The organism is Streptomyces sp. NPDC088794, from assembly GCF_044750545.1.
Taxonomy (GTDB): domain Bacteria; phylum Actinomycetota; class Actinomycetes; order Streptomycetales; family Streptomycetaceae; genus Streptomyces.
This window is the reverse complement of record NZ_JBIVKB010000018.1, coordinates 225,098-248,214: the sequence shown is the minus strand read 5'-3', so window position 1 is coordinate 248,214 and position 23,117 is coordinate 225,098. Positions and strand designations below refer to the sequence as shown.

The 23,117-nt window shown below is 71.7% G+C and carries 18 protein-coding genes and 1 pseudogene; 7 read left to right on the top strand and 12 right to left on the bottom strand.

The features are described 5' to 3' along the window. Positions 1-2: 2 nt before the first annotated feature. The 3 genes from ACIP6U_RS39980 (at position 3) to ACIP6U_RS39970 (ending at position 4,390) form a co-directional block, all read left to right on the top strand. Complete coding sequence (locus ACIP6U_RS39980) at positions 3-2,150, top strand: AGE family epimerase/isomerase (protein WP_401727657.1); 2,148 nt, start codon at positions 3-5, stop codon at positions 2,148-2,150. A 6-nt stretch (positions 2,151-2,156) separates the two neighbouring features. Continuing rightward, complete coding sequence (locus ACIP6U_RS39975; protein WP_401727656.1) at positions 2,157-3,416, top strand: IS701 family transposase; 1,260 nt, start codon at positions 2,157-2,159, stop codon at positions 3,414-3,416. A 191-nt stretch (positions 3,417-3,607) separates the two neighbouring features. Further along, complete coding sequence (locus ACIP6U_RS39970; RefSeq protein WP_401727655.1) at positions 3,608-4,390, top strand: SDR family oxidoreductase; 783 nt, start codon at positions 3,608-3,610, stop codon at positions 4,388-4,390. 48 nt (positions 4,391-4,438) lie between these two features. Here ACIP6U_RS39970 and ACIP6U_RS39965 read toward each other — a convergent pair whose 3' ends face one another. Next, positions 4,439-6,151: an ABC transporter family substrate-binding protein gene (locus tag ACIP6U_RS39965; protein WP_401727654.1), complete on the bottom strand. Its 1,713-nt coding sequence runs from the start codon at positions 6,149-6,151 to the stop codon at positions 4,439-4,441. A gap of 88 nt (positions 6,152-6,239) precedes the next feature. Here ACIP6U_RS39965 and ACIP6U_RS39960 point away from each other — a divergent pair, with 88 nt between their 5' ends. The 3 genes from ACIP6U_RS39960 to ACIP6U_RS39950 are packed head-to-tail and all read left to right on the top strand — an operon-like array spanning position 6,240 to position 10,329. Next, entirely contained in the window at positions 6,240-7,214 is a 975-nt protein-coding gene (locus ACIP6U_RS39960) for an ABC transporter permease (RefSeq protein WP_401727672.1), read from the top strand. Continuing rightward, the gene (locus tag ACIP6U_RS39955; protein ID WP_401727653.1) at positions 7,211-8,149 is read left to right on the top strand and encodes an ABC transporter permease; all 939 of its coding nucleotides are present in this window, start codon (positions 7,211-7,213) and stop codon (positions 8,147-8,149) included. Before ACIP6U_RS39960 ends, ACIP6U_RS39955 begins: the two co-directional genes overlap by 4 nt. Further along, entirely contained in the window at positions 8,146-10,329 is a 2,184-nt protein-coding gene (locus tag ACIP6U_RS39950) for a dipeptide ABC transporter ATP-binding protein (protein ID WP_401727651.1), read from the top strand. Before ACIP6U_RS39955 ends, ACIP6U_RS39950 begins: the two co-directional genes overlap by 4 nt. A gap of 64 nt (positions 10,330-10,393) precedes the next feature. Here the strand turns inward: ACIP6U_RS39950 and ACIP6U_RS39945 are convergent, their stop codons facing one another. After that, positions 10,394-10,537 (bottom strand): hypothetical protein, encoded by a 144-nt coding sequence (locus ACIP6U_RS39945; protein ID WP_185146347.1) that lies wholly within the window; start codon positions 10,535-10,537, stop codon positions 10,394-10,396. A gap of 261 nt (positions 10,538-10,798) precedes the next feature. On the opposite strand from ACIP6U_RS39945, the gene ACIP6U_RS39940 reads away from it, so the two are divergent. Continuing rightward, positions 10,799-12,160, top strand: a complete 1,362-nt coding sequence (locus tag ACIP6U_RS39940) for a helix-turn-helix domain-containing protein (RefSeq protein ID WP_401727650.1) — start codon at positions 10,799-10,801, stop codon at positions 12,158-12,160. Positions 12,161-12,482: 322 nt separating this feature from the next. Here ACIP6U_RS39940 and ACIP6U_RS39935 read toward each other — a convergent pair whose 3' ends face one another. The 10 genes and pseudogenes from ACIP6U_RS39935 to ACIP6U_RS39890 all read right to left on the bottom strand — a co-directional run bounded on the left by ACIP6U_RS39935 (position 12,483) and on the right by ACIP6U_RS39890 (position 23,098). Continuing rightward, positions 12,483-13,124, bottom strand: a complete 642-nt coding sequence (locus tag ACIP6U_RS39935; RefSeq protein WP_401727649.1) for a DJ-1/PfpI family protein — start codon at positions 13,122-13,124, stop codon at positions 12,483-12,485. A gap of 2 nt (positions 13,125-13,126) precedes the next feature. Next, on the bottom strand, positions 13,127-14,806 hold the full coding sequence (locus tag ACIP6U_RS39930; RefSeq protein ID WP_401727648.1) for a thiamine pyrophosphate-binding protein: 1,680 nt from the start codon (positions 14,804-14,806) through the stop codon (positions 13,127-13,129). A gap of 29 nt (positions 14,807-14,835) precedes the next feature. Continuing rightward, positions 14,836-15,675 (bottom strand): type 1 glutamine amidotransferase domain-containing protein, encoded by an 840-nt coding sequence (locus ACIP6U_RS39925; protein WP_124003005.1) that lies wholly within the window; start codon positions 15,673-15,675, stop codon positions 14,836-14,838. Positions 15,676-15,963: 288 nt separating this feature from the next. After that, positions 15,964-17,076: pseudogene (locus ACIP6U_RS39920) on the bottom strand (MFS transporter); the annotation flags it as partial. Positions 17,077-17,323: 247 nt separating this feature from the next. Beyond that, positions 17,324-18,985: a benzoylformate decarboxylase gene (mdlC, locus tag ACIP6U_RS39915; RefSeq protein WP_401727646.1), complete on the bottom strand. Its 1,662-nt coding sequence runs from the start codon at positions 18,983-18,985 to the stop codon at positions 17,324-17,326. Further along, positions 18,982-20,391, bottom strand: a complete 1,410-nt coding sequence (locus tag ACIP6U_RS39910; RefSeq protein WP_401727644.1) for an FAD-binding oxidoreductase — start codon at positions 20,389-20,391, stop codon at positions 18,982-18,984. The genes mdlC and ACIP6U_RS39910 overlap by 4 nt, the downstream gene beginning before the upstream one ends. Before the next feature lie 42 nt (positions 20,392-20,433). Continuing rightward, positions 20,434-20,730, bottom strand: a complete 297-nt coding sequence (locus ACIP6U_RS39905; protein WP_401727643.1) for an antibiotic biosynthesis monooxygenase family protein — start codon at positions 20,728-20,730, stop codon at positions 20,434-20,436. 22 nt (positions 20,731-20,752) lie between these two features. Further along, a complete protein-coding gene (locus ACIP6U_RS39900) occupies positions 20,753-21,265 on the bottom strand; it encodes a cupin domain-containing protein (protein ID WP_401727642.1) in 513 nt (170 codons plus the stop codon). 100 nt (positions 21,266-21,365) lie between these two features. Beyond that, positions 21,366-22,316, bottom strand: a complete 951-nt coding sequence (locus ACIP6U_RS39895; protein ID WP_401727641.1) for an NADP-dependent oxidoreductase — start codon at positions 22,314-22,316, stop codon at positions 21,366-21,368. Between the two features lie 89 nt (positions 22,317-22,405). Then, positions 22,406-23,098: an EthD domain-containing protein gene (locus ACIP6U_RS39890; protein WP_401727640.1), complete on the bottom strand. Its 693-nt coding sequence runs from the start codon at positions 23,096-23,098 to the stop codon at positions 22,406-22,408. Positions 23,099-23,117: the final 19 nt, after the last annotated feature.

Here is a 23,117-nt window from a genome sequence, read left to right as displayed (position 1 = left end):
CGATGACCGACACCGCCAACCACCGCATCCTCTCCGACACCGTCGCCGGCTACGTCACCTACTTCAGCCCCACCGAGCACCGCTTCGGGCTGCGCACCTCCGACGGCCGCGAGTTCACCGCGCACCTGGCCCGCAACGTCGTCTCCCGCATCGTCCGCAACCTCGGCGACCCGTACCAGGACACCACCGCGCAGACCCAGGACATGCTCAGCACCGGGCGCTTCCTGTTCGCGTACGGCGTCTTCTACGAGTGGGACGGCGGCTCGCGCTTCGAGGTGAAGGAGATCACCTTCGCCGAGGAGAGCCGCGGCCACTACGTCTTCGAGCACCCCCGCTGGTGGGTCCAACAGGCCGCCGAGATCGCCGACTTCTATCTGCGCGGCCAGTTCCCCGACGGCGACTACGACTGGCGCCACTACCGCACCCAGCTCACCCTCGACGGCGCCCAACTGCCCGAGCACGCCGGGCAGAACGTGCGGCAGGAGACCGACACCATCTCCCGGCTGGTGTACGGCCTGTCGACGGCGTACCTGCTGACCGGCGAGGACCGGTTCCTGGACGCGGCCGAGAGCGGCACCGAGTACCTGCGCCAGTACATGCGCGTGGACGACAAGCACGACGGGATCGTCTACTGGTACCACGGCATGGACATCACCCCGACCGGGCGGCGCAAGGTCTACGCCTCGGAGTTCGGCGACGACTACGACGCCATCCCGATGTACGAGCAGATCTACGCGCTGGCCGGGCCCACCCAGACCTACCGGGTGACCGGCGACCCGCGGATCCTCCAGGACATCGACCGCACGGTGGCGCTCTTCCAGCGCTACTTCCGCGACGAGGAGCGCGGCGGCTTCTTCTCGCACATCGACCCGATCAACCTCAGCCCGTGCGACGACGCGCTGGGCCGCAACCGGTCGCGCAAGAACTGGAACTCGGTCGGCGACCACGCCCCCGCGTATCTGATCAACGCCTATCTGGCCACCGGGCGCACGGACTTCGCCGAGCTCCTGGAGGAGACCGCGGACACCATCGTGGCCCGCTTCCCGGACGAGCCGGAGAGCCCCTTCGTACAGGAGCGCTTCCACGAGGACTGGAGCGCGGACCGCACCTGGGGCTGGCAGCAGGACCGCGCGGTGGTCGGGCACAACCTCAAGATCGCCTGGAACCTGACCCGGATAAGGGCGCTGCACGACAAGCCCGAGTACGCCGAGGCGGCCCGCCGGATCGGCGAGATCATGCCGCCGGTCGGCAGCGACCAGCAGCGCGGCGGCTGGTACGACGTCGTCGAGCGCAAGCCCGACGCGGACAGCGGCATCCACCGCATGGTCTGGCACAACCGCAAGGCCTGGTGGCAGCAGGAGCAGGCGATCCTCGCCTATCTGATCCTGGCCGGCACCGGCGACGACCCCGAGTCGCTGCGCCTGGCCCGGGAGGCCGCCGCCTTCTACAACGCCTTCTTCCTGGACCACCAGGACGGCGGCGTGTACTTCAACGTGCTGGCCGACGGCATCCCGTACCTGGTGGGCACCGAGCGGTTCAAGGGCTCGCACGCCATGGCCGGCTACCACGCGCTGGAGCTGTGCTACCTCTCGGCGGCCTACACCGGGCTGCTGATCAGCCACGAGCCGCTGACCCTGCACTTCCGGCCGCGCCCGGCCGATCTGCCGCAGCGGGAGCTGCGGGTGGCGCCCGACCTGCTGCCGACCGGTTCGGTGGAGCTCACCCGGGTGTGGGTCGACGGCAACGAGCACCACAACTTCGACGCCAAGCTGCTGACCGTGAAGCTGCCGGAGGGCGACGAGCCGGTGCGGGTGCGGGTCGAACTGGAGCCGGCGCGGATGCGGCTGCGGGTGCGCAGCGAGGTGGCCGGCGGCACCGCGCACGTGCGCTGCTCCGGCGCCGTCGACGCGGTCGAGCTGGACCGCTTCCGGCACGTGCTGGGCGAGGTGATGGCGGCCGGACCGCGCCGGGTCGAACTGCACCTGGGCGAACTGACCGAGATGTGCAGGCCCGCGGTCAACGAGCTGCTCGTGCAGCGCACCAAGGCGGGCCTGGAAGTCGACTTCGTGGTCGTGGGTTCCGTACTGCCCGAGGTACGGGAAGCCCTGCTGGCCACCGACGCCTTCCTGTTCGAGGGCGAGGAGGACTGAGCCGACATGACCACGACGCTGCTTCCCCCCAGGTACGTCATGGACCGGCCGGCACAGCCCGCTGTGCCGCACGAGCCGGTGGACTTCACCGCCTACTGCCAGGACCTCTTCGGCGCGCTGTCCCGTTCCGACCAGCGCCGCTGGGGCGAGGTCTACGTCCGGGGCCTGCTCGATGTGCCCGGGCGCAAGACGCCGGCCCGGATCACCGAAGAGGTGCTGGGCCGGCGGGCGGTCCAGCAGATCCAGCAGTTCGTCAACCAGAGCCCGTGGCCGTGCCGGCCGGTGCGGGAGCGGCTCGCCCACCGGATCAGCCGGGCGTTGCAGGCGGAGGCCTGGTGCTTCGACGAGGTCGTCTTCGCCAAGAACGGCGACCGTTCGGTGGGCGTGGCCCGGCAGTACGCGCCCTCGCTGGAGCGGACCGTCAACTGTCAGCTGGCGCTGGCTACTTCGCTGGCCGGACGGTACGGCGGGGTGCCGGTGAGCTGGCAGTTGCTGCTGCCGCAGCGCTGGGACCGGGACGAGGCGCTGCGCACGCAGGCGCACGTACCGGCCCAGGAGCGGGCCAAGCCGCGCTGGCGGTATGTGCTGGAAGCGATCGACGAGATGCTGGAGGAGTGGTACCTGGAGCCGCTGCCGGTGCTGGTGGACTGGCGCTGCGACGGTGATGTGACGCCGTTGCTGCACGGTCTGGAGGCGCGCGGGCTCGCCTATCTGGTGGAGGTGGCGCCCACCGTGGCGGTCACACTGCCGCGGCCGTGCGCCGGTTCGGCGCCCGGCCGCGGCACGCTGTCGGAGCTGGCCCGGCACGCCGTCCAGCACCGCAAGCGGATGCCGATCGCCTGGCAGGACCGGGCGACCTCGCGGATGCGGCAGTCGCAGGTGCTGTCCATGCCGGCGCTGCTGCTCGCGGAGGCGCGGCTCGGCACGGCGGCCGGGCGCCCGCTGCCCGAACGCCCGCCGCAGCGGCCCCGGCACCTGGTCGCCGACTGGCCCTACGGCAGGCCCGCCCCGCGCACCTACTGGCTGACGAACCTGCCCGCGCGCAGGATCGCCGACGTGCTGCCGCTCGCGCAGTTGCGGGCGCTGTGCGGGAACAGCCTGGCGCGGCTCCAACAGGACTTCGGCCTCGGTGACTTCGAGGGCCGCTCGTTCCGGGGCTGGCACCACCACGTCACGCTGGCCTCGGTCGCGCTGGGCTACGACACGCTGCGCCGGCCCCGGGCGGTCCCGCCGGCGTCGGCCAGCTCGGGCGGCCAGGTCGGTTAGGTCGGCCAAGTCGGTCAGGCGGCCAGGTCGGTTGGGCGGAAGGCGGACGGATGCGGCCGGGCGGCGCGCGGGGGTGCCGTGGCGAAGTCCCGTCCCTTTCCTCCTTCCCTCTCCCCATGCCCTCTCTCCATGTCCTCTCCTCGTTTCCCCGTTCACGCCCTCGCTCGTGCAGCGAGACACAGGAGGCTCGTATGAACCAGGCGCAGACGGCCACGGGCAAGGTGCTCGCGGGCCGTACGGCGGTCGTGACCGGGGGCTCGCGCGGCCTCGGCCGGGCGATCGTGCGACGACTGGCCGACGACGGCGCGGCCGTCGTGTTCAGTTACGCGACCAACAAGGACGCCGCGACCGAGATCGAGGAAGAGATCGCGGCGGCCGGCGGCACCGCCTGGGCGGTGCAGACCGAACTGGCGGAAGTGGCCCAGATCGAGCGGCTGTTCACGACGGCCGACGAGCACTTCCGCTCCATCGGCGCCGAAGGCCTCGACATCCTGGTCAACAGCGCCGGCGTGGCCTCGTTCACGCCGATCGGCGAGACCGCCGAGGCGGAGTACGACCGGGTGATGGCCGTCAACGCCAAGGCACCTTATTTCGCCGTGCAGTTCGCCTCGCAGCGGATGGGGGACGGCGGGCGGATCATCGGTCTGTCGACCGTCACCACCCGCTGGCCGCGAGTGCCGGAGTCGGTGTACATCGCCAGCAAGTCGGCGGGCGAGGCGTTCGTGCGGGTGGCGGCCCGGGAGTTGGGGCCGCGCGGGATCACGGTCAACACCGTCTCGCCCGGGCCGAGCGACACCGACATGCTGCGCGGCGCGACCACCGCGGAGATCCGCGAGCACGTGATCGCCGACACCCCGCTTGGCCGGCTGGGGCGTCCCGCGGACGTGGCCGCCGTGGTGGCGTTCCTCGCCGGACCGGACGCGGCCTGGGTGACCGGGCAGAACATCCGCGCCGACGGCGGACTCGTCTACTGAGCGCGGCTACTGAGCACAGCGCAAAGGGAGTTGGGCGGCTCGCGGCGGTCAGCGTTCCCAGCCGACCTGGGTGAAGTCGATGTCACCCAGGCCCGGTACGCCGTAGTTGGCGAGACCCTCGCGGACGGCGAGGATCTGCGGGCGCTGGTAGAGCAGGAGGTCGTGGGCCGCCTCCCAGATCTCGGCGTCGGCCTGCCGGTACAGGCGGGCGCGGCGGTCCGGGTCCAGGGTGTGCACGGCCTCGCGCAGCAGGGCGTCGATGTCGGGGCTGGATATCCGGCCGTAGTTCTCATAGGCCTGGCCGCCGCTCGGCTCCCGGTAGATCGAGTACAGCGAGCTGGGATAGGTCTGGCCGATGAATCGGAAGATCGCCAGGTCGAAATTCCCGCGGTTGAGGTACTTCGACAAGTAGTCGTCGGCCGGCACCTTCTGGATCTCCACCGCGATGCCGACCCGGGAGAGCATTTGCTGGATCAGCTGGGAGAGGTCGAGCCCGAGTCGGTTGGTGGACTGGCTGAGCACGAATCGCAGCTTCAACTCCTGCCCGTCCTTGGCGCGTGTTCCGCTTCCGTTCTTCCGGTGCCATCCGCGCTCGTCCAGAATTCGCTCGGCCTCCTTCAGGTCGTAGCTGCCGAGGCTCCCCGAATTGTCTGTGTATCCGGGCTGGTTGGTCATGAAGAAGTGATTGCCGAGCAACGGCACGCCGATCGGCAGCCCTTCGCCGGCGACCTTCGCCAGGGCGTTCCGGTCGACCGCACGCAGTACGGCTCTGCGTACCTGGGGGTCGGCCAGCGGACCGCTCGCGCCGTTGAAGGAGACCAGCACCTCGTCCCAGGCGGAGCCGGTGCGGATGTCGGTGCCGGAGGCGCCCTTGAGCCGGTCGTACACGTCCCCGGAGGCCGCGTTGACGGCGCTGATCTCGCCGTTGAGGTAGGCCTGGACGGCGGTCGTGGGGTCGAGGGTGCGGAAGACCACCTGGTCCAGGAGTGGCCGGGTGCCCCACCACTTCGGATCGCGTACGGCGGTCAGGGTCTTGCCGGTGGTGTCCAGCGAACCGACCTTGAACGGGCCCGCGGTGATGGGCAGTCCGGTCCGCCAGCCCTCGTTGAACTCCTCGGGGGTGCTGAACGCGGCGGCGGGATACAGCGGGCTGAACAGGCGCTGCCAGTCGGCGAACGGCGTCTTGAAGACGACCTTCACCTCATGCGCGTCGGCGCCCTCGGTGACCGACGCGATGTCCTCGTATCCGCTCGGGTCGGCGATCTGGTAGCGCTGGTCGCCGCGGCCCAGGGCGCGCCACTGGGCGGCGAAGTCCTGCCAGCCCAGGGCCGTTCCGTCGGACCAGCCGGCCTTGGGGTTGAGCCGGTAGACGACCGTCTGGGGAGAGGTGGAGGTCACCTTGGCGGAGGTCAGGTAGTCGGGGACCGGGTGCGGTACGCCTTTCGCGTCCCGCAGGAACAGTCTTGGCTCGAAGAGGCCGACTACGGTGAGCGCGTCGTCCAACGAGCCGTCCAGCTGGAAGTAGTTGAACTGGGTGAGCCACTGGACCATGGAGAGGGTGAGGGTGCCGCCGTCCCGAAGTGCGCTGCGGGGGCGGGCGTTGACATCGGTGCGGTCGTACGCGGGTACCGCCGCGCGGGAATCCCGGTCGTCAGGTTCGTTCGGCCCGCCGGACGACGTGCATCCGGCCAACAGAGCGGCGAGCGCGACACACACCTGAACGGCCCATAAGAATCTGCGTCGTTCCGGGAATCTCGTCATTTCGATGCCCCTCCCGAGCGGCTCGGAAGTTTAACATTGGCTCATGTCAAGGCCGTGAAGCGCCGCGGGGGGAGTCGCATTGTGGGCGATGCTGTCAAAACGTCTGGCGAACTACTGTTTATTGCTCGTCACGTCAACTTTCCTTTGCTATTTGCTTTCCTCGGCAGCCCTTGACCCACGCGCGTACTTCGAGGAGCGCACACCTCCTCCGCCGCAGCGGGTGGTCGACCAGCGGTTGGCCGAACTCGGCCTGGACCGGCGGACGCCGGTGGTCGAGCGGTTCGGGCACTGGTCGTGGCGGGCCCTGCACGGAGATCTGGGGCGCACGCTCGACGGGACGTCCGTGACCGCCGAGTTCGGCCGCCGGGTGGGGGTGACGGCCCGGCTGCTGCTGGTGGGCACGGTGACCGGCACGGCGCTGGGGGTGCTCGCCGGCGTGTGGGCGGCCGTGCGGCGCGGCCGGCTGCCGGACCGGGGACTGACGCTGCTGTCGTTCACGGTGCTGTCGGTGCCGCCGTTCGTGCTCGGGCTGTTGCTCCAGACCGGCGCGATCGCGGTCAACGACGCGACGGGCCGCAGCGTGATCCGCTACACCGGCGAAAGCACCCCTGGCCTCGACGGCGGTCCCCTGGTCCAACTGCGGGACATGGCAGCGCACTTGGTCCTGCCCACCCTCTCCGTCTCCCTCGGCGCGGTCGCCCTCTACAGCCGCTACCAGCGCGGGGCGACCCTCGACGTGCTCGCCGCGGAACATCTGCGCACCGCCCAGGCCAAGGGACTCACACCGGGACGCGCCCTGCTGCGGCACGGGTTGCGCACCTCGCTGATCCCGCTGACCACCGTCTTCGCGTTCGGGTTCGTGACGATGTTCACCGGCGCGGTGTTCACGGAGAAGATCTACGGCTGGCACGGCATGGGCAGTTGGTTCCTCGACTCCGTGCAGAGGGGCGACGTGAACGCCGTGGTCGCCATCGAGGTGTTCGGCGCGGTGCTCGTCCTGCTGGCCGGACTGTGCGCGGACCTGCTGCACGCGGCGCTCGATCCCCGGGTCAGATTCGCATGAGCTACCCGCGTAGCGCCCGGCTGCGGCGGCTGTCCCGCTCTCCCTCGGCGGTCGCGGGGGCGGCACTGCTGTGCGCGCTGCTGCTGCTCGCCTTCGCCGGACCGGCGTTCTCCCGCTGGCCGTACGCCACCGTCGACTACTCGGCGCTGCGCGAGCCGCCCGGCGCCGGGCACTGGTTCGGCACCAACCGGATAGGCCAGGACGTCTTCGCGCAGTGCGTGCGCGGACTGCAGAAGTCGCTGCTCATCGGGTTCTTGGTGGCCGTCGTCTCGACGGCGGGCGGGACGGTCGTCGGCGTGTGCGCCGGTTATCTGGGCGGCTGGCCGGACCGGGTGCTGATGTTCCTCGTCGACCTGATGCTGGTGGTCCCGGCGTTCCTGGTCCTGGTGGTCGCCGCGCCCCGGCTGCGGTCCCTGGGCTGGCTCGGCTACGGCGGACTGCTCGCGGCGTTCGGCTGGATGGTCACCGCCCGCGCGGTGCGTGCCATGACCCGCTCCCTGAAGGAGCGTCAGTTCGTGCTGGCGGCACGGTACATGGGCCTCGGGCCGGTCGCTGTGGTGCGTCGGCACATCCTGCCGCACCTGGTGTCCTTCCTCACCACCAGTGGCACGGTCGCGGTGGCGGGTGCGGTGATCAGCGAGACGGGTCTTTCGTACGTCGGTTTCGGCGTGCAGCCTCCCGACGTCTCGCTGGGCACGCTGATCGCCGACTCCTCGGACGTGCCGACGACGTATCCGTGGATGTTCTTCTTCCCGGTCGGACTCCTTGTGCTGCTGGTCCTGGCCTGTCATCTGGTCGGCGAGGGGCTGCGGGACGCGTTCGACCCGGCCGGGTCGGCGGGTACGGCGGGTGCGGGAGGCGCGGGGGTGGAGGGCGCGGCGACCGGGGTCGGTTCCGCCTCCGCGGAGAGCGGTCCGGCGGTGGGCAGAGCATGACGGGGCCGGGTTCCGCGGAGGCCGCGAGAGAAGTGCTGCTGGAGGCGCGCGGACTGCGCGTCGGGCGGCCGGCCTCGCGGCGCTCCCCCGCCCTGCCCCTGGTGCGGGGCGTCGATCTGCTGCTGCGCCGGGGCGAAGTACTGGGCCTGGCGGGCGAATCGGGGGCCGGCAAGAGCCTCACCGCCCTGGCCCTGCTGGGGTTGTGCCCGCCGGGACTCGAAGCGACCGGGTCCGTACGGCTGTTGGGGCGCGAGCTCGTGGGGCTGCCGGTGCGCGACCTGGCCCATCTGCGGGGCCGGCACATCGCGATGGTCTTCCAGGACGCACTGGCCGCCTTCACCCCGGTGCACCGGATCGGCGACCAGATAGGCGAGGCCCTGCGCATCCACCAACGCCCGCGTCCGGGGCGGGAGTCGGCCCGCCGGGCGGCGGCGGAGCTGCTGGACGCGGTCGGGGTGCCGGAACCGGGCCGGGTCGCCGACTCCTATCCGCACCAGCTGTCCGGCGGCACCCGGCAACGGGCGATGATCGCGATGGCGATGGCCAACCGCCCGGACGTCATCGTCGCCGACGAGCCCACCAGCGCGCTCGACGTCACGGTCCAGGCGCAGGTGCTCCAGGCGCTGGTCACCGCGCGCCGCGAGACGGGCGCGGCACTGCTGCTGATCAGCCACGACCTGGGGGTGCTGGCCGGCACGGCGGACCGGGTGGCGGTGATGTACGGCGGGCGGGTGGTGGAGTACGGCCGCACGCGGGAGCTGTTCGCGCGGCCCGGGATGCCGTACACCGCGGGGCTGATCGGGTCCGTGCCCCGGCTCGACCGGGATGTCCCGCCGACTCCGATGCCGGGTGCTCCGCCTGCCCCGGGGGACCGGGATCCCGGCTGCACCTTCGCGCCGCGCTGCCCGCTGGCCGAGCCGGAGTGCCGGACGTACGAGCCGGAACTTGTCTGCCACGAGGGTGATGTGGCAGGTGGGGAGGGTCAACCGGCCGACGCCGAGGCGGCTTTGGCGGGTGCCGAACCGCGCCTGCCCGACCAGGAACGGCAACCGCCCCTCGACGCACGGCACCTGGTCGCCTGTCGGCGCAGTGAGGAGGCCGTGCGGCTCGGGGCCGCGGAGCTGTTCCCGCCGTCGGTGCCCGTGCGCGCGGCGGTGGCGCGGGGCGTGGCGGAACCGGTGCTGCGGATACGAGGGCTGGTCAAGTCGTTCCCGGTGGCCGGGGCCGGCGGTCGGCGACGGCGCGGCAGGCGTGAGGTCCGGGCTCTGGAGGGGGTGGACCTGGAGGTGCGCCGGGGCGAGACGCTGGGCCTGGTGGGCGAGTCCGGGTGCGGGAAGTCCACCACCCTGCTGGAGGTGATCTCGCTCAAGGCGCCGCGTCAGGGCACCATCGAGGTCCTCGGGCAGGACACCGGCACGCTCTCCCGGGACGCGGAGCGGCGGTTGCGGGGCGCGCTGCAGATCGTGTTCCAGGATCCGATGGCGAGCCTGGATCCGCGGATGACGGTGGGCGACATCGTCGCCGAGCCGCTGCTGGTGCAGCGGGCGCCGGCCGAGCGGATCGCCGCGCGGGTGCCGGAGGTGCTGCGGCTGGTCGGCCTGCGCCCGGACGACGCCGCTGCCCTCCCGCACCGGTACTCCGGTGGGCAGCGTCAACGCATCGCCATCGCCCGGGCGTTGGCCGTGGAACCGCGGTTGCTGTTGCTCGACGAGCCGGTGTCCGCGCTCGACGTGTCCGTGCGGGCCGGGATCCTCGATCTGCTGCGCCGGCTGAAGGAGGACCCTGGCCCCTCGTGCCTGTTCGTCTCGCACGACCTCGCCATGGTCCGGCAGATCGCCGACCGGGTCGCGGTCATGTATGCCGGTCGCGTCGTCGAGACCGGCACGGTGGACGAGGTGTTCGGACAACCCTGTCATCCGTACACCAAAGCCTTGCTGGACGCGGTTCCGGTGCCGGATCCCGCGGTGGCGCGAGTTCGTTCGGCGACGGTGCTGCGCGGCGATCCGCCCGCTGCCGGCGACAGCGGTACGGGATGTCGGTTCAGGCCACGCTGCCCGGTGTTCGAGTCACTGGAGCCGAGTCAACGGTCGCGCTGTGAACGGGAATTCCCCGCGGTGGTCCGGACGCCGGCGGACGGCGGTCGGTCGGTCGTCTGCCATTTCCCACTCACCGGGGACTGACTCGGCGAGGGACGGAACGGGACGGAATATTCCCCAACGGCCGTCCCGCTTCGACCCGACGGCCTCAGCAGCAGCCGTTCGGACCGTTCTGCATGGACTGCTTGACCGGTTCCTTCGACGGCTCACCTGCCGCGACATAGAGACCGGAGGCGGCGAGGCCGGCAACCAGCAGCATTGCCACAAGCAATATGACGTGTTTCGGAATCACTTTTCTCTCCTCTCCCGCTTTCTTTTCTTTACAACGACAGTCAAGCGTGAATTACAGATCAAGTCAAGAGCGGCTTTACAAAGAAACGACAGGCAGAACCGGAATTTCCATTTCCTCTCCGCCGCCGTAAGGTCATCCGCTGGAACACCGCATTTTGGGCCATCGGCGGGATGAGGTCCGCCCCACCCATTGGCGTGCCTCAGTCATGCTGGTATTGTGATCTATGACATCTCAAGTCATGTGCTCACCCTGGGAAGCCAAATGGATCATGTCGAAGACGTATCTCCGGTCCAGGTGGGCAGGCGCATCCGAGACCTTCGGGTCGAGCTCGGCCTGAAGCAGCAGGATCTGGCCTCCACGGATATCTCCGCGAGCTACATCTCGCTCATCGAATCGGGCAAAAGGGCTCCCTCGGATGCCGTGCTCACCACATTGGCCCGGAAACTCGGCTGTTCCGCGGATCATCTGCGCACCGGCCGCGACGACCACGCAACCGAAGACGCCCGACTCAGGCTCTCTTTCGCCGAAATGGCCTTGCGCAACGGCGACAACGGAGAAGCGCTCCAGGCGTTCGGCGAACTCCTGTCGAAGCCCGGGCTCGTCGACGCGGCGATGCGACTGCGGGCCCGCATCGGGCAGGCGACCGCGCTGGAGAAACTGGACCGCGTCGAGGCCGCGATCCCCGTCCTCGAGGATCTCGTCAAGGACCCGTCTCTCGCGGCCGGTTCGGACGAGTGGTGCCGGGTGTCGGTCGCCCTCGGCCGCTGCTACCGGACCATGGGCGACGTCACGCTCAGCATCGAGATCTGCGAGCGGGCGCTCGCGACACTGGACTCCCTCGGTCTCGACGTCACCGTGGACCACATCCAGGTCGGCTCGACCCTCATCGCGTCGTACCTGATGCGCGGTGACATCACCCGGGCCCATCTGCTCGCCCAGAAGCTGATCCCGGTCGCGGAGGAGCACGGCGGGCGGACCGGCCGGGGCGCGGTGTACTGGAACGCGGGACTGGTCGCCGTCTCCCGCCGGCAGCTGCCCGAGGCGCTGGCGCTGACCGAGCGGGCGCTGGCGATGATGGCCGACGACGACAATCTGCGGCACGTGGCGATGCTCAAGGTCAACGTCGCCTGGCTGGAGCTCCAGTCCGGCAACCCCGACCCGGCCCGCGCCAAGCAGTTGCTGGACGACGCCGGCGAGACCCTCGCGCAGTTCGGCACCGCCGTCGAGCAGGGCCGGTGCGAGATCTGCCTGGTGGACGCCAACATGCAGCTGGGGCGCTGGGACGAGGCCGCCGACCACGCCCGGCGCGCGCTGGGCCTGATGAGTTCGGGTCCACGGGTGGAGGCGGTCGGGGCACGGGTCCGGCTGGCCGAGATCCACCTGCTGCGCGGGGACGCCGACCAGGGGCTGCAGGCCCTGCACGCGGCGACACGTCAGCTGCGGCACTTCACCGCGTCGTACGAGACGGCCCAGGAGTGGCGGCACATCGGCGACGTATGGAAGCGCCAGGGCCGCTCGAAGGAGGCCCTTGAGGCCTACGACCACGCGCTCCAGGCCTCGGGCATGCCGATGACCTACGACCCGGCCCAGTCCCTGGCCCAGGCCCAGGAACGGCACGGCTGACGCGGTCCGCGGCGGGGGCGTCACCGCGACGGCCCCGCGTTCCTCCCCACCGGAACTCATCGACGTACTCCCCCCGTCGCTCTTCCAGGCGTCGCCGCCGCACCCGTGAACCGGGGGTGCGGCGGACGTGTGGTGCGGCTGGACGTGGTCCGGTGGGGGGTACTCCCCCGCCGGTGACCCGGTCACGGGTGTCTCCGGCGGAAGGAAGGACGGGCCGCCCGCGAGGAGGGGGGCCGCGGGCCGGGCACCGGGGCGGGGGGAGGAACCGCCGGACTGCGGTGCCCGGTCGCCGGTTCGCGGGCGGCCCGGTGCGGCGGCGCGGTCACGGGAGCGCCGCCGCGGGGGGCTGCCCGGTCAGCCTCGGGGTCGTCCAGGACGAGGCCGGAAGGCCCCGCGGATGGCTGGCGAGCAGCTCGATGATGGTGCGGGCGAACAGGTGGCAGTGCTCGCCGGTGCGCCCGGTGACCAGGTCGTCGTCGACGACCACGTCCTGGTCCACGTAGATCCCGTCCATGTTGCGCAGGTCGCCGAGCAGGTTGTTGTGCACCACCGCGCGCCGGCCGCGCACCAGGCCGGGCACCGGGGCCGCCAGCCACATGCCGTGGCAGATGATCCCCTTGACGATGACCGGGTCGGCGAACGCGCGCCGCAGGAACTGTGCGGCGGGCGGCAGTTGCTCGGGGTCCTCGGTGTAGCGCAGCCGGTCGGCCACGATGCCCGAGGGCACGATGACGGCGCTGAACTCCTTGAGCGCGAACTCGTCGATGTCCTCGAACGATTCGGTCACCGTGAACGGCATCCGGTGCTCGTGCCCGTGGAAGGTGATCCGCTCCGCGCCCCACAGCCGGGTCAGGAAGTGGACCTCCGCGCCCTCCTCCGGGAACCGGCGCTGGTAGTAGAGGATCTCGGGCTCGTAGAAGTCGCTCTCCATCAGTACGGCGATCTTGTGCCCCGACAGACGCACGGCTACTGCCCCTTCCCTCGACCGGTCACCAGATCGATCAGGAACGGGCCGGGGTGCGCCAGCGCGTCGGCCACCGCTCCCGCGACCTGGCTCGGCTTCTCCACCCGCACCGCGGGCACGCCGAGCGACCTCGACAGCGCGCCGAAGTCGATGGCGGGGTGGGAGAGGTCGAAGATCTCCGGCTGCGCGTGGGCGGGGATGTCCTGCTCCCGCCAGTACTGCTCGATGTTGTCCTCAAGGAGCTTGTAGCTGCTGTTGTTGCAGATCACGAGCTTCGCGCCGATGTTGTGCCGGGCCGCCGTCCACAGTGCCTGGAAGGTGTACATGCTGCCGCCGTCGCCGGTGAATCCCACCACCGTGCGGTCGGGATGGGCGAGTTGGGCGCCCAGCGCGCCGGGGATGCCGACGCCGAGGGAGCCGCCGCGGGTCTGGTGCCAGTGCCCGGGCACGGCCGCCGGCAGCGGACCGAAGAGCGCGGGTCCGGCGGTCAGCGACTCGTCGAACAGCACGGCGTCCGCGGGCAGTTGGGCCGCCAGTTCCTCGGCGAAGGCGATGTGCGGCAGGTCCTGCGCGGCGGCGTTGTCCCGCAGGTGGGCCGCCGACTCCGCCCGGACGCGGGCGCGTTCGGCGGCGCCCACGCGCAGCCGCTCGCCCGCCGCCTCGCGCTCCGTGTCGCTCATCCGCTCGTCGAGCGCGCCGGCGAGCAGCGCCAGGGTGCGCTTGGGGTCGGCCGCGAGGCCCAGGTCGACGGGGTGGTTCTTGCCGATGGCGTCGGTGTCCAGGTCGATGTGCACGACCGGGACCCCCTTGCCGAACACCCCCTCCAGGGCCGGGAAGACCTCGGGCAGCGCGTACGTCCCGCACAGCAGGACCGCGTCCGCCGCGCCCGTGACCCGGCGGCTGCTCTCGCCGAACATATGACCCAGCTGGCCGGCATACGCGGGGTGTTCCACGGACAGGTTCACCTCTGCCCAGTCCGCGCCCCACACCTCCGCGCCCCACACCTCGGCCAGCCGGGCCAGCTCCTGCTGGGCCCCGGCGAAGTGGACCCCGTCCCCGGCGATCACGATCGGCCGCCGGGCGCCGGACAGCAGCACGGCGGCGTGGGCGATCTGCTCGGGACGTGGTGCGGAAGCGGTGTCGGGATACACCACCGGCACCGCTTCCTCGCTCGTGTGCCGGTCCATCACGTCGGCGGGCAGCACCACCAGGACCGGACCGTACGGCGGGGTGCCGGCGACCTTGAAGGCCCGGCGCAGCACCCGCAGTGTGGAGTCGGGGTCGACCACGCGGGTCGCCCACTTGGTGACGGGCCTGGCCATGCCGACCAGGTCCGCGGCCATCTGCGCCTCCATGGCCTCGTAGCGCAGGCCCGCCTCGCCGACCACGACGACCAGCGGGGCGTGGCCCCGCATGGCCTGGTACAGCATGCCGATGCCGTTGCCGAGGCCCACTCCGGAGTGGAGCTGGACGAGGGTCGGCCGGCGGGTGGCCCGGGCGTAGCCGTCGGCCATGCCCACGGCCACGGACTCCTGCAGGGTCAGCACGTACTCGAGGCCCGGGAAGTGGCGCAGTTCGTCCAGGAAGCCCTGCTCGACCGTGCCGGGGTTGCCGAACATGTACGGCACCCCGTCGGCGACCAGTTGCTCCAGGAACGCCGCCCGGGCCGGCCTGCTGTCCATCGTCTCTCCGTCCGTCAGGGGGTGGGCGGTTACGCGGTGGCCTTGAAGCCCCACTGGCGCAGGCCCTGGTCGAGGACCTCGACGGTCTTCTGGCCGGTGAGGTAGGAGTCGGGGGTCGAACGCCCGGTGATGAAGGGGTAGTCGACGATGACGGAGGTGGTCCGGCCGAAGTTGCCGTGGTAGGCGCCGCCGGGTGCGGTGGCGTCGCGCAGGATGTACTCCAGCGGGTACGGCGGCGGGCCCATGTTGAAGTCGGTGCCGACGAATCCGGTGCCGTCCTGCCAGTCGTACTCGATGCAGTGGCCGGTGACGTGCTTGCCGCGGATGATGCTCTCGCGGTCGCGCTGGTCACGGGCGAAGGCGAGGCAGGTGACGCCGTAGCACTCGGCGGCGATGGGGCGGTCGAGGTAGTAGAAGGCGAGGATCAGGTCGTGCACCCGCCAGTTGTTGGCGAGGTCGACGATCGGGCCGCTGCCGCCGACGACGAGCAGCGCGTCGTAGCGGTCGGCGACCTGCTCCTGGACCTTCTCCAGGCGGGTGTTGTACGACTCGTACTCGCGCAGGAAGTACGGCTTGGAGCGGTAGGGGCGCTCCGGGAGCCAGGACGACAGGTCGAGCGGGTTGTCGAGGCGGTCGGAGGCCTCGACGGCCTTGACCTTGGCCGCCATCTCCGGGGTGGTGACGGAGCGGCCCAGCGGCGGGTCGACGAAGTCGGGGTCGTAGCTCGGCGGCAGGGCCACCGGCCGCTTGCCGGTCGGGGTGGCGAAGGTGAGGTGGTAGCCGGCCTTGTCGAAGGTCTCCAGGGGGCCGATGAGTTCCTCGCCCCAGTAGCCGTACTCGGACAGGACGACAAGGATGCGCCTGCTCATGGGGGTTCCTCTCGTTCGGCGTTCAATTCGGACAAGCGAACTGCCGAACTCCTGTCTAGTTTTATGGGTTTGATCCCTACCAGGCGGGAGCGGTGCGGGTGCCACACAGGTCGAAGTGGCAGACCGCACTACGGCAACTCGCCGTACCACGCGGCTGGTTGTCCAGCGCCGGGCGCACGCCGCGAGCGCGCACGTCATCAGGGCGCACAGGACGGCCGCGAGGAGGAAGACGTCGGGCGCGCGCCCCTCGCGCAGGCGGGGTGCGGCCAGGGCCACGCCCAGGCCGCCGGCCAGCACCCCTGAGGTGGCGAACAGCGAGGCGGCGGTGGCCCGTCGGCCGGACGGCAGCAGTCGGGGCAGCCAGGTCTGGAGGGTGGTGTGCAGCAGCGTCCAGGACAGCCCGAGGAGCACCGCGCTGCCGGTGAGGACGACGGGGGTGGTCCGGGTGGCGGCGGCGAGGGCGGCGGCGACACCGAGGGCTCCGCCGGTGGTGACCAGAACGGCGGGCGTACGACGTCCACCGGCCCGGCGCAGCAGGACGCTGCCGCCGAGCACGCTGGCGCCGTAGGCCACGGCGACCGCGGTGCCTCCTGCCGCCCCGGACCCGCGTACCGCGAGGGCGGGCGCCAGCAGGGAGGGCAGGGTGAGCAGTACGGCGCCCTCGGCGGCACCGACGAGCAGGATCAGGAAGAGGGTCTTGCGGAAACGGCCTTCCCAGGAGCCGGGTCTGGGGTCCACCTGAGCCCGCAGGTCGTCCCGGGCAGTCAACCTCAGTGACTGGTGCGGGAGTTGAGGCAGGTTTCTGGTCGAGTAAGCCACCGCTGCGCACAGGACCGCGATCGTGAGGAAGACCAGGCGCCAGGAGGCCAGGGCCTCGGTGGCGTCGGCGTAGAGGGGGGCCGCGACGGCGCTGCCGGCGGAGAGGGCCATGACGTCGGCGAAGCGGCGCTGTCTGGATTCGGCGGGGCCGCCGGCCTCGTGGCAGTACAGGGCGACGGCCGGGGTCACCGCAGCGAAGGCCGCGCCGGCGGCGGTGCGGAGCATCAGCCATTCGGTGCCCGTGCGGCACAGCGCGCCGCCGGCCGACGCGAGCGCCGCCAGGGCGAGGCCGGTGCGCAGGGTCCGGGCGGGGCCGTACCGGTCGGCGGCCCGGCCCCAGAACGGCAGCGCGAGCCCGTGGCCCAGGGAGTACGCGCCGACGGCCGTGGTCACCGTGTCGATCCCGGTGCCCAGTGCGGCGGTGAGCGCCACCAGCAGGGGCGCGGTGATGTGCCAGTCCGCGTTGGCCACCGCCGCGGCCCAGCGCAGACTGCCGGGACATCGGTCGGTGCCGTCGGCGACGGTGCCGGGTGCGGGCCGGCGCGGACGCGGTGAGGCGTCCGGCGGCGGGGTTGCGGGCATGACGAGGTGTCCCTCCACGGCGGGGCGGGGTGGGCTGGGTCGTGTCCGCGAACTCCCGTCGTCCGCCCCGGGGGGGCGGGTCGCGCGGCGTCCGGTGGGAGCGTGCCGGGCGTCGCGCGGCTGGGGGTACCCCCTCTGGGGAAGGGACTTCGCGGACACATCCCGGTGCGTGGGAGGGGCGGCTCCTACGGCAGGACGCCTCCCGCTCAGGCGGGAGGCGTCCACGTACCAGAAGTGCGGGCCCGGCTCAGAGGCGGAACAGGCCCGGGTCGGCGACCACGACGTCCAGCAGGACCGGTCCTTCGGCCGTCAGCGCGTCGTGGAGGGCCTCGCGCAGGCCCTCCGGGCTCTCGACCCGCTCACCGCGGACACCGAAGCCACGGGCCAGCTGGGCCATGTCGACGCCGCTGAGGTCATAGCCCTTCTGCCAGGACTTCTGGTCCTGGAGGTAGTACTTCAGGGACAGGTACCCGGCGTTGTCGGGGATCACGAAGGTGACCGGCAACTGGTGCTGGGCCGCGGTCCACAGGGCGTGCAGGGTGTACTGCGCGGAGCCCTCGCCGACCACGACGACGGTCCGCCGGTCGGGCTGGGCGAGCGCGAAGCCGACCGCGCCCGCGAACGGGAAGCCGAGGGCGCCGCTGGCCGTGGCGAAGTAGCCGTTGTCGGCGCCGAGCGGGATCTGCTCGTGGAAGTCGGCGCGGGCGATGGGCAGTTCCTCGAACAGCGCCGCGTCGGAGGGCAGTTCCTGGGACAGGACGTGGAACAGGTACGCCTGGCTGAGCGGTGTCGTGGGCTCCGGCACCGGCACCGGCTCGCGCACCGGCGTCAGTTCGACGCGCTCGCGCTGCCCGACCAGCGGGACCAGGGCCTTGACGACGGCCCCGGGCGGGGCGACGTAACTGGTGTTGGCCAGGGTCGCGGCGGCCGCCTGCGGGTTGTCGGTGACGTGCAGGAAGCGGACGTCCGAAGTGAGCGTCGGACGCGGGGTCTTGTCCAGGTCCGCGGGCGCGGTCGAGAACAGGTCCCAGGCCGTGAACAGGGTGAACGCCGGACCGCCGAGGACCACGACCACGTCGTGCTGGGCGGACAGCCGTTCGTTGATCAGCTCCGGGATGGGCGGCAGCACACCCGCGAACAGGGGGTGGTCCTCCGGGAACGCGCCGCGGTTCCACACCGGGGCGCCCCACACGCGGGCGTTCAGCTTCTCGGCCAGCGCGATCAGTTCGGGGCGCGCGCCCTGCGCGTCCACCGGGCCGCCGGCCACGATGCCCGGCCGCTCGGCGCCGTCGAGCGCCGCGGCGATCTCCGCGAGGGCCGCGGGGTCCGGTACGACCGCGCTGTTGACCTGCGCGATGCGCACCGGCTCCGGGTCGGCCGGGCGTACCCAGTCGTCCTCGGGCACGGCCACGAACACCGGTCCCTGCGGGGCCTGTTTGGCGATCTGGTAGGCCTGCGCGATCAGCGCGGGAACGTCCTGCGGGCGGCCGGGCTCGCCGGCCCACTTGATGTACGGCTTGGGCAGCTGGGTGGCGTCCTTGGCGACCAGGAAGGGGTCGCCGAGGAGCATCTTGCGGGCCTGCTGCCCGCCGAGTATGACCAGCGGCGTGTTCGCCGAGGCGGCCGTGTAGATGCTGCCCATGGCGTTGCCGACGCCGGGGCCGCCGTTGATGAGCACGAGCGCGGGTTCGCCGGTGCCCTGCGCGTAGCCGTCGGCCATGCCGACCACGGAGGCTTCCTGAAGGCCCATGACGAAGCGGAACTCGTCCTCGGGCCAGTACTCGAACAGCTTCATCTCGGTGTGGCTCGGGTTGCTGAACACGGTGGTCAGGCCCAGCTCGCGCAGTACGTCCAGCGTCGCGTCCCGTACCGTCCGCGTCCCCTCGGGGACGCTCGACTCTTCGGTCACGGTGATCCTTCTCCTGGGTTGAGGGCGGTCGGTTCCAGCGCGGCGACCGCGCTGAAGACGTGGTCCGGGTCGTAGCGCTCCTTGATGTCGAGCAGTCGGCCGACGTGCGGGCCGAAGCCGTCCAGGGTGCGCCGGTGTTCGTGCGGGCCGAGCAGGTTGGGGTAGCCGCCGGGCAGCGCGTACGGGTCGAGCTGCTGCTCCAGTTCGCGCGCCCAGGCCCGGTGCTTCTCCCCCGTCTCCCCCGGCCGGTCCGAGGGCTCCCAGGTCGCCGCGACCTCCACGAGCAGGTGGTCCCGGCGCAGGGCGAAGGCGGTGTCCGCCACGGGCACCTTGCTCGCGGCGCCGTGGAACTGGTGCACGAAGATCCCGGAGTACGGCGAGGTGATCCGGGCGGCCGCGTCGATCAGCAGCTCGCTCGTCTCCTCGCTGGGGCCTTCGAGCCAGCGGGTGCCCACCTCGTTGTGCCGGCCGTCGACGACGACCTGGTCGAAGGTGGACAGCACGCTCGCGTACTCGGTGGGCAGCACCTGGCCGACGACCGGTTTCCCGATGCCGTCGAACAGGTCCATGACCGTGCGGCCCAGCTCCGGCGAGCCGCAGCACACCGGCAGCAGGAACAGCAGCGGCCGGCCTTCGGGACCGCAGAAGAACCCGGCCATCACGGTCAGCGCGTCCGGGGCGTCGGCGACCAGCTCGCGGTAGCGGGCCAGTACGGCGGACGCCTGGTCCAGCGGGTACAGCAGCAGGCCGGCGAAGACCGTGCTGACGGGGTGCAGCCGGTAGCGCAGCGCGGTGACGACACCGAAGTTGCCGCCGCCACCGCGCAACGCCCAGAAGAGATCGCTCAGTTCCTCGCCGCTCGCCGTGACGGCGCGGCCGTCGGCGAGCACGACCCGTGCCTCGACGAGGCTGTCGAGGGCGAGCCCGTGCTCCCCGGCGAGCAGGCCGTAGCCGCCGCCCAGGGTGAGCCCCGCCATGCCGACCGCCTTGACCGTGCCGGTGACCGGGGCGAGCCCGAAGGCACGGGTCCGCTCGATGAAGTCGCCGGCCTTGGTGCCGCCCCCGATCCACGCGGTGCGGGCGGCGAGGTCGACCTCGACCGAGCGCATCGCGCTCAGGTCGATGAGCAGGCCGCCGTCGCGCAGGGCCCGGCCGGCCCAGTCGTGTCCGCCGGCCCGTACCGACGGGCGCAGGCCGTGCCGGCGCGCGATGTCGATCGCGCGCGCCACGTCCTGCTCGTCGGCGCACCGCGCCACGACGGCGGGGCGTGCCTGGACGGCGCCGTTCCAGACCGTGTACGCCTCCTCGAAGCCGCGGTCGCCGGGGGCCAGGACGCGGCCCCGCAGCGTGGCCCGAAGCGCGCGCACGGCGGCCGTCGGTGTGTCCGATGTCGTCGGTGATGCCATGGGCCCACCGCACCTCCTCGCGTCCGCCGCAGGGCGTGTGGGTCAGTGGGGTACGAGCTCGTAGCGGCCCGACTGCACCGTCGAGACGTCGACGGCGCCCAGGAAGCCCTGGGTCTCGGGGGCGCCGAAGAACTGGCCGATGGTGGCCTCGGCGGCCTCGACGGTCTCCCAGTGCACGGTGACGAGGTACTCGCCGTCCGCGGAGCGCGCGGTCGTCCGGGACACGAAGCCCGGACGCTTGGCCATGTACTCGTCCTCGACCGTGCGGTTGAGGACCTGGAAGTCGGCGTCCTCGACGCCCTCGCGCAGATGGAACCGGATGGTCTCCACGGTGCTCATGTCGTCACGCCTCCCAGCGCGGTCACGGTGCGAGCTTGAGGTTGTACTTGGGCGCGACCTCGACGATCCGCCGCCGGTCCGCGTCGCTGAACGGGGTCGGGGCCTCGCCCTTGCGCGCGGGGACACCGAGCTCGTTGAAGAAGCCCTCCATGCCGGCGGTGGTGAAGAAGAAGATCAGCCGGGCCACGTGCAGGCCGACGTTGCGGAACCGGTGCCGGGTGCCGCGCGGCACGTAGACGAAGGAGCCCTCCTCGGCGATGAACGTGGTGGTGCCGTTGAGGAACTCGATCTCGCCGCCGAGGATGATGAAGCCCTCGTCGGCGTGCGGGTGGATGTGCGGGGGCGGGCCGCTGCCGGGGGGCACGGAGGCTTCGGCGAGGGTCAGCACGCCGTTGGTGTTCTCGGCGGTCGCCTTGAAGGTGTAGATGGCGTCGCCGAACCAGATGGTCGGGCCGGAGCCCGCCGGGTGGTGGATGACGTTGCCCTGCGGGTACTGCGTCGAGGGCGCGGTCGCGCTCTCGGTGTCGGTGCTCATCACGATCTCCGATCTCGCTTCGGGTCTCGCTTCGGGGTTGGGGGAACTGCCGGCACCTCCCGCGGGGCCCGGGGCGCGCGGGGCGCCCCGGGTGCGGGAGTCAGCCGACGTCGAGGACGATCCGGCCGCGTACGTGGCCCGTCTCGCCGATGCGGTGCGCCTCGGCCGCGCCGTCGAGGGGCAGCGCCTGCTGGATGCCGATCCGCAGCCGCCCCTCGGCGAGCAGCGGGGCGACCCGGTCCAGGGCGGTGCCGTCGGGGGCGACATAGGTGTAGGCGGCGCGGACGCCGTGTTTGCGCAGGAGCGGGGTGTGGTCGGGGCGTTCGCCCTTGAGGGTGACGATGAGGCCGCCGGGCCGCAGTGTGGCCAGGAGTTGCTCGAAGTCGGGGCCGCCGCGCGTGTCGATGACCACGTCGACGTCCTTGACCAGGTCCTCGACCCGCTCCTTGGTGTAGTCGACGACCTGTCGGGCGCCGAGTGAGGTGACGAAGTCGTGGTTGTGCGCCGAGGCGGTGGCGCTGACCTCGGCGCCCGCCAGCGCCGCCAGTTGGACGGCGACGTGGCCGACCCCGCCGGCGCCGCCGTGCACCAGGACGCGTTGGCCCTCTGTGATGTCGGCGTGCAGGTGCACCGATTCCCAGGCGGTCAGGGCGGGCATGGCCGCGCCGGCCGCGGTGCGGTCGTCGAGGCGGTCGGGGATCTCGGCCAGGTCGTCGGCCGCGGCGGCCACGTACTCGGCGTAGCCGCCGGCCAGGCGCGGGAAGCCGACCGTGCCGAACACCCGGTCGCCGACGGCGAACCGGCCGGCCCCGGGCCCTGTCTCGACGACCGTGCCGGCGATGTCCCAGCCGAGGACGGCGGGGAAGCGCGCGACGCGGACGGCGTGGCCGGCCCGGCTGAGCCAGTCGATGGCGTTGACGCCCGCGGCACGGACCCGGACGAGCACCTCGCCGTCGCCCGGCTCGGGCCGCGGCACCCGCGCGACGCGGAGTACCTCGGGCGGCCCGTAGGCGTCGATGACGGCGGCGTGCATGGTGGGGGAATCGGTCACTGTCCGTGCCTTTCGAAGTGGTGCTGTGTCACTGCCGGTCGGCGGCGATTCAACCGCCGCCGACCGGCGAACCGTGGGACGCGGGTCGTTCAGTCGGATTCGGAGCCGATGATCCAGTTCTCCTTGACCGCCATCTGGTGGAGGTAGCGCGGCTGGACGAAGGTGACGAGGTTCTCGCTCGCCTTCGCGTACTCCGGCGAGGCGACGGCCGCCTCCAGCGCGGCCGGGCTGTCGAAGGAGAGCAGGTAGGCGGCGTCCAGGAGGGCCTCGCCGATCGCGTAGGCGCCGTCCCGGGCGAAGCACTGGAGATAGCGGCGCAACCCGGGTACCCGCAGCACCAGTTCGGCGTGGTCGCCGAGGCTGGCGGCGCGGAACTCCTCCACGGTGGTGCCCTCGGTGCGCTTGACCAGGAGGACGAGCTTGACGCCCTCCTCGGGTGCCGGGTGCTCGCCGGAGCGCAGCACGTGGGCGTCGGTGTCGAGGACGACGGTCCGCCAGAACGCGGCCCACTTGGGCTCGTCGAGCCGGGCGCCCTGGAGGAACTCCGGGGTCTGGAGGGAGGCGAGCTGGTCCTCGTCGTTCTCCAGCCAGATCTCCGCTATGCCGCTCCACAGCGGGTCCTCCGGCTCGGGGCCGAAGGGGACGCGGGTGTCGACGAGGTACCTCTTGATCTGCGGGATCTTGCTCGCGTACTGCACGGCGTGGACGTTGACCCAGTAGTCCTGGAACTCCTGCTCGGTCATGCCGGGTTTGGGGTGCGCGAAGATCAACTGGTGGATCATGGCGGCCTCCTGAGGGTCG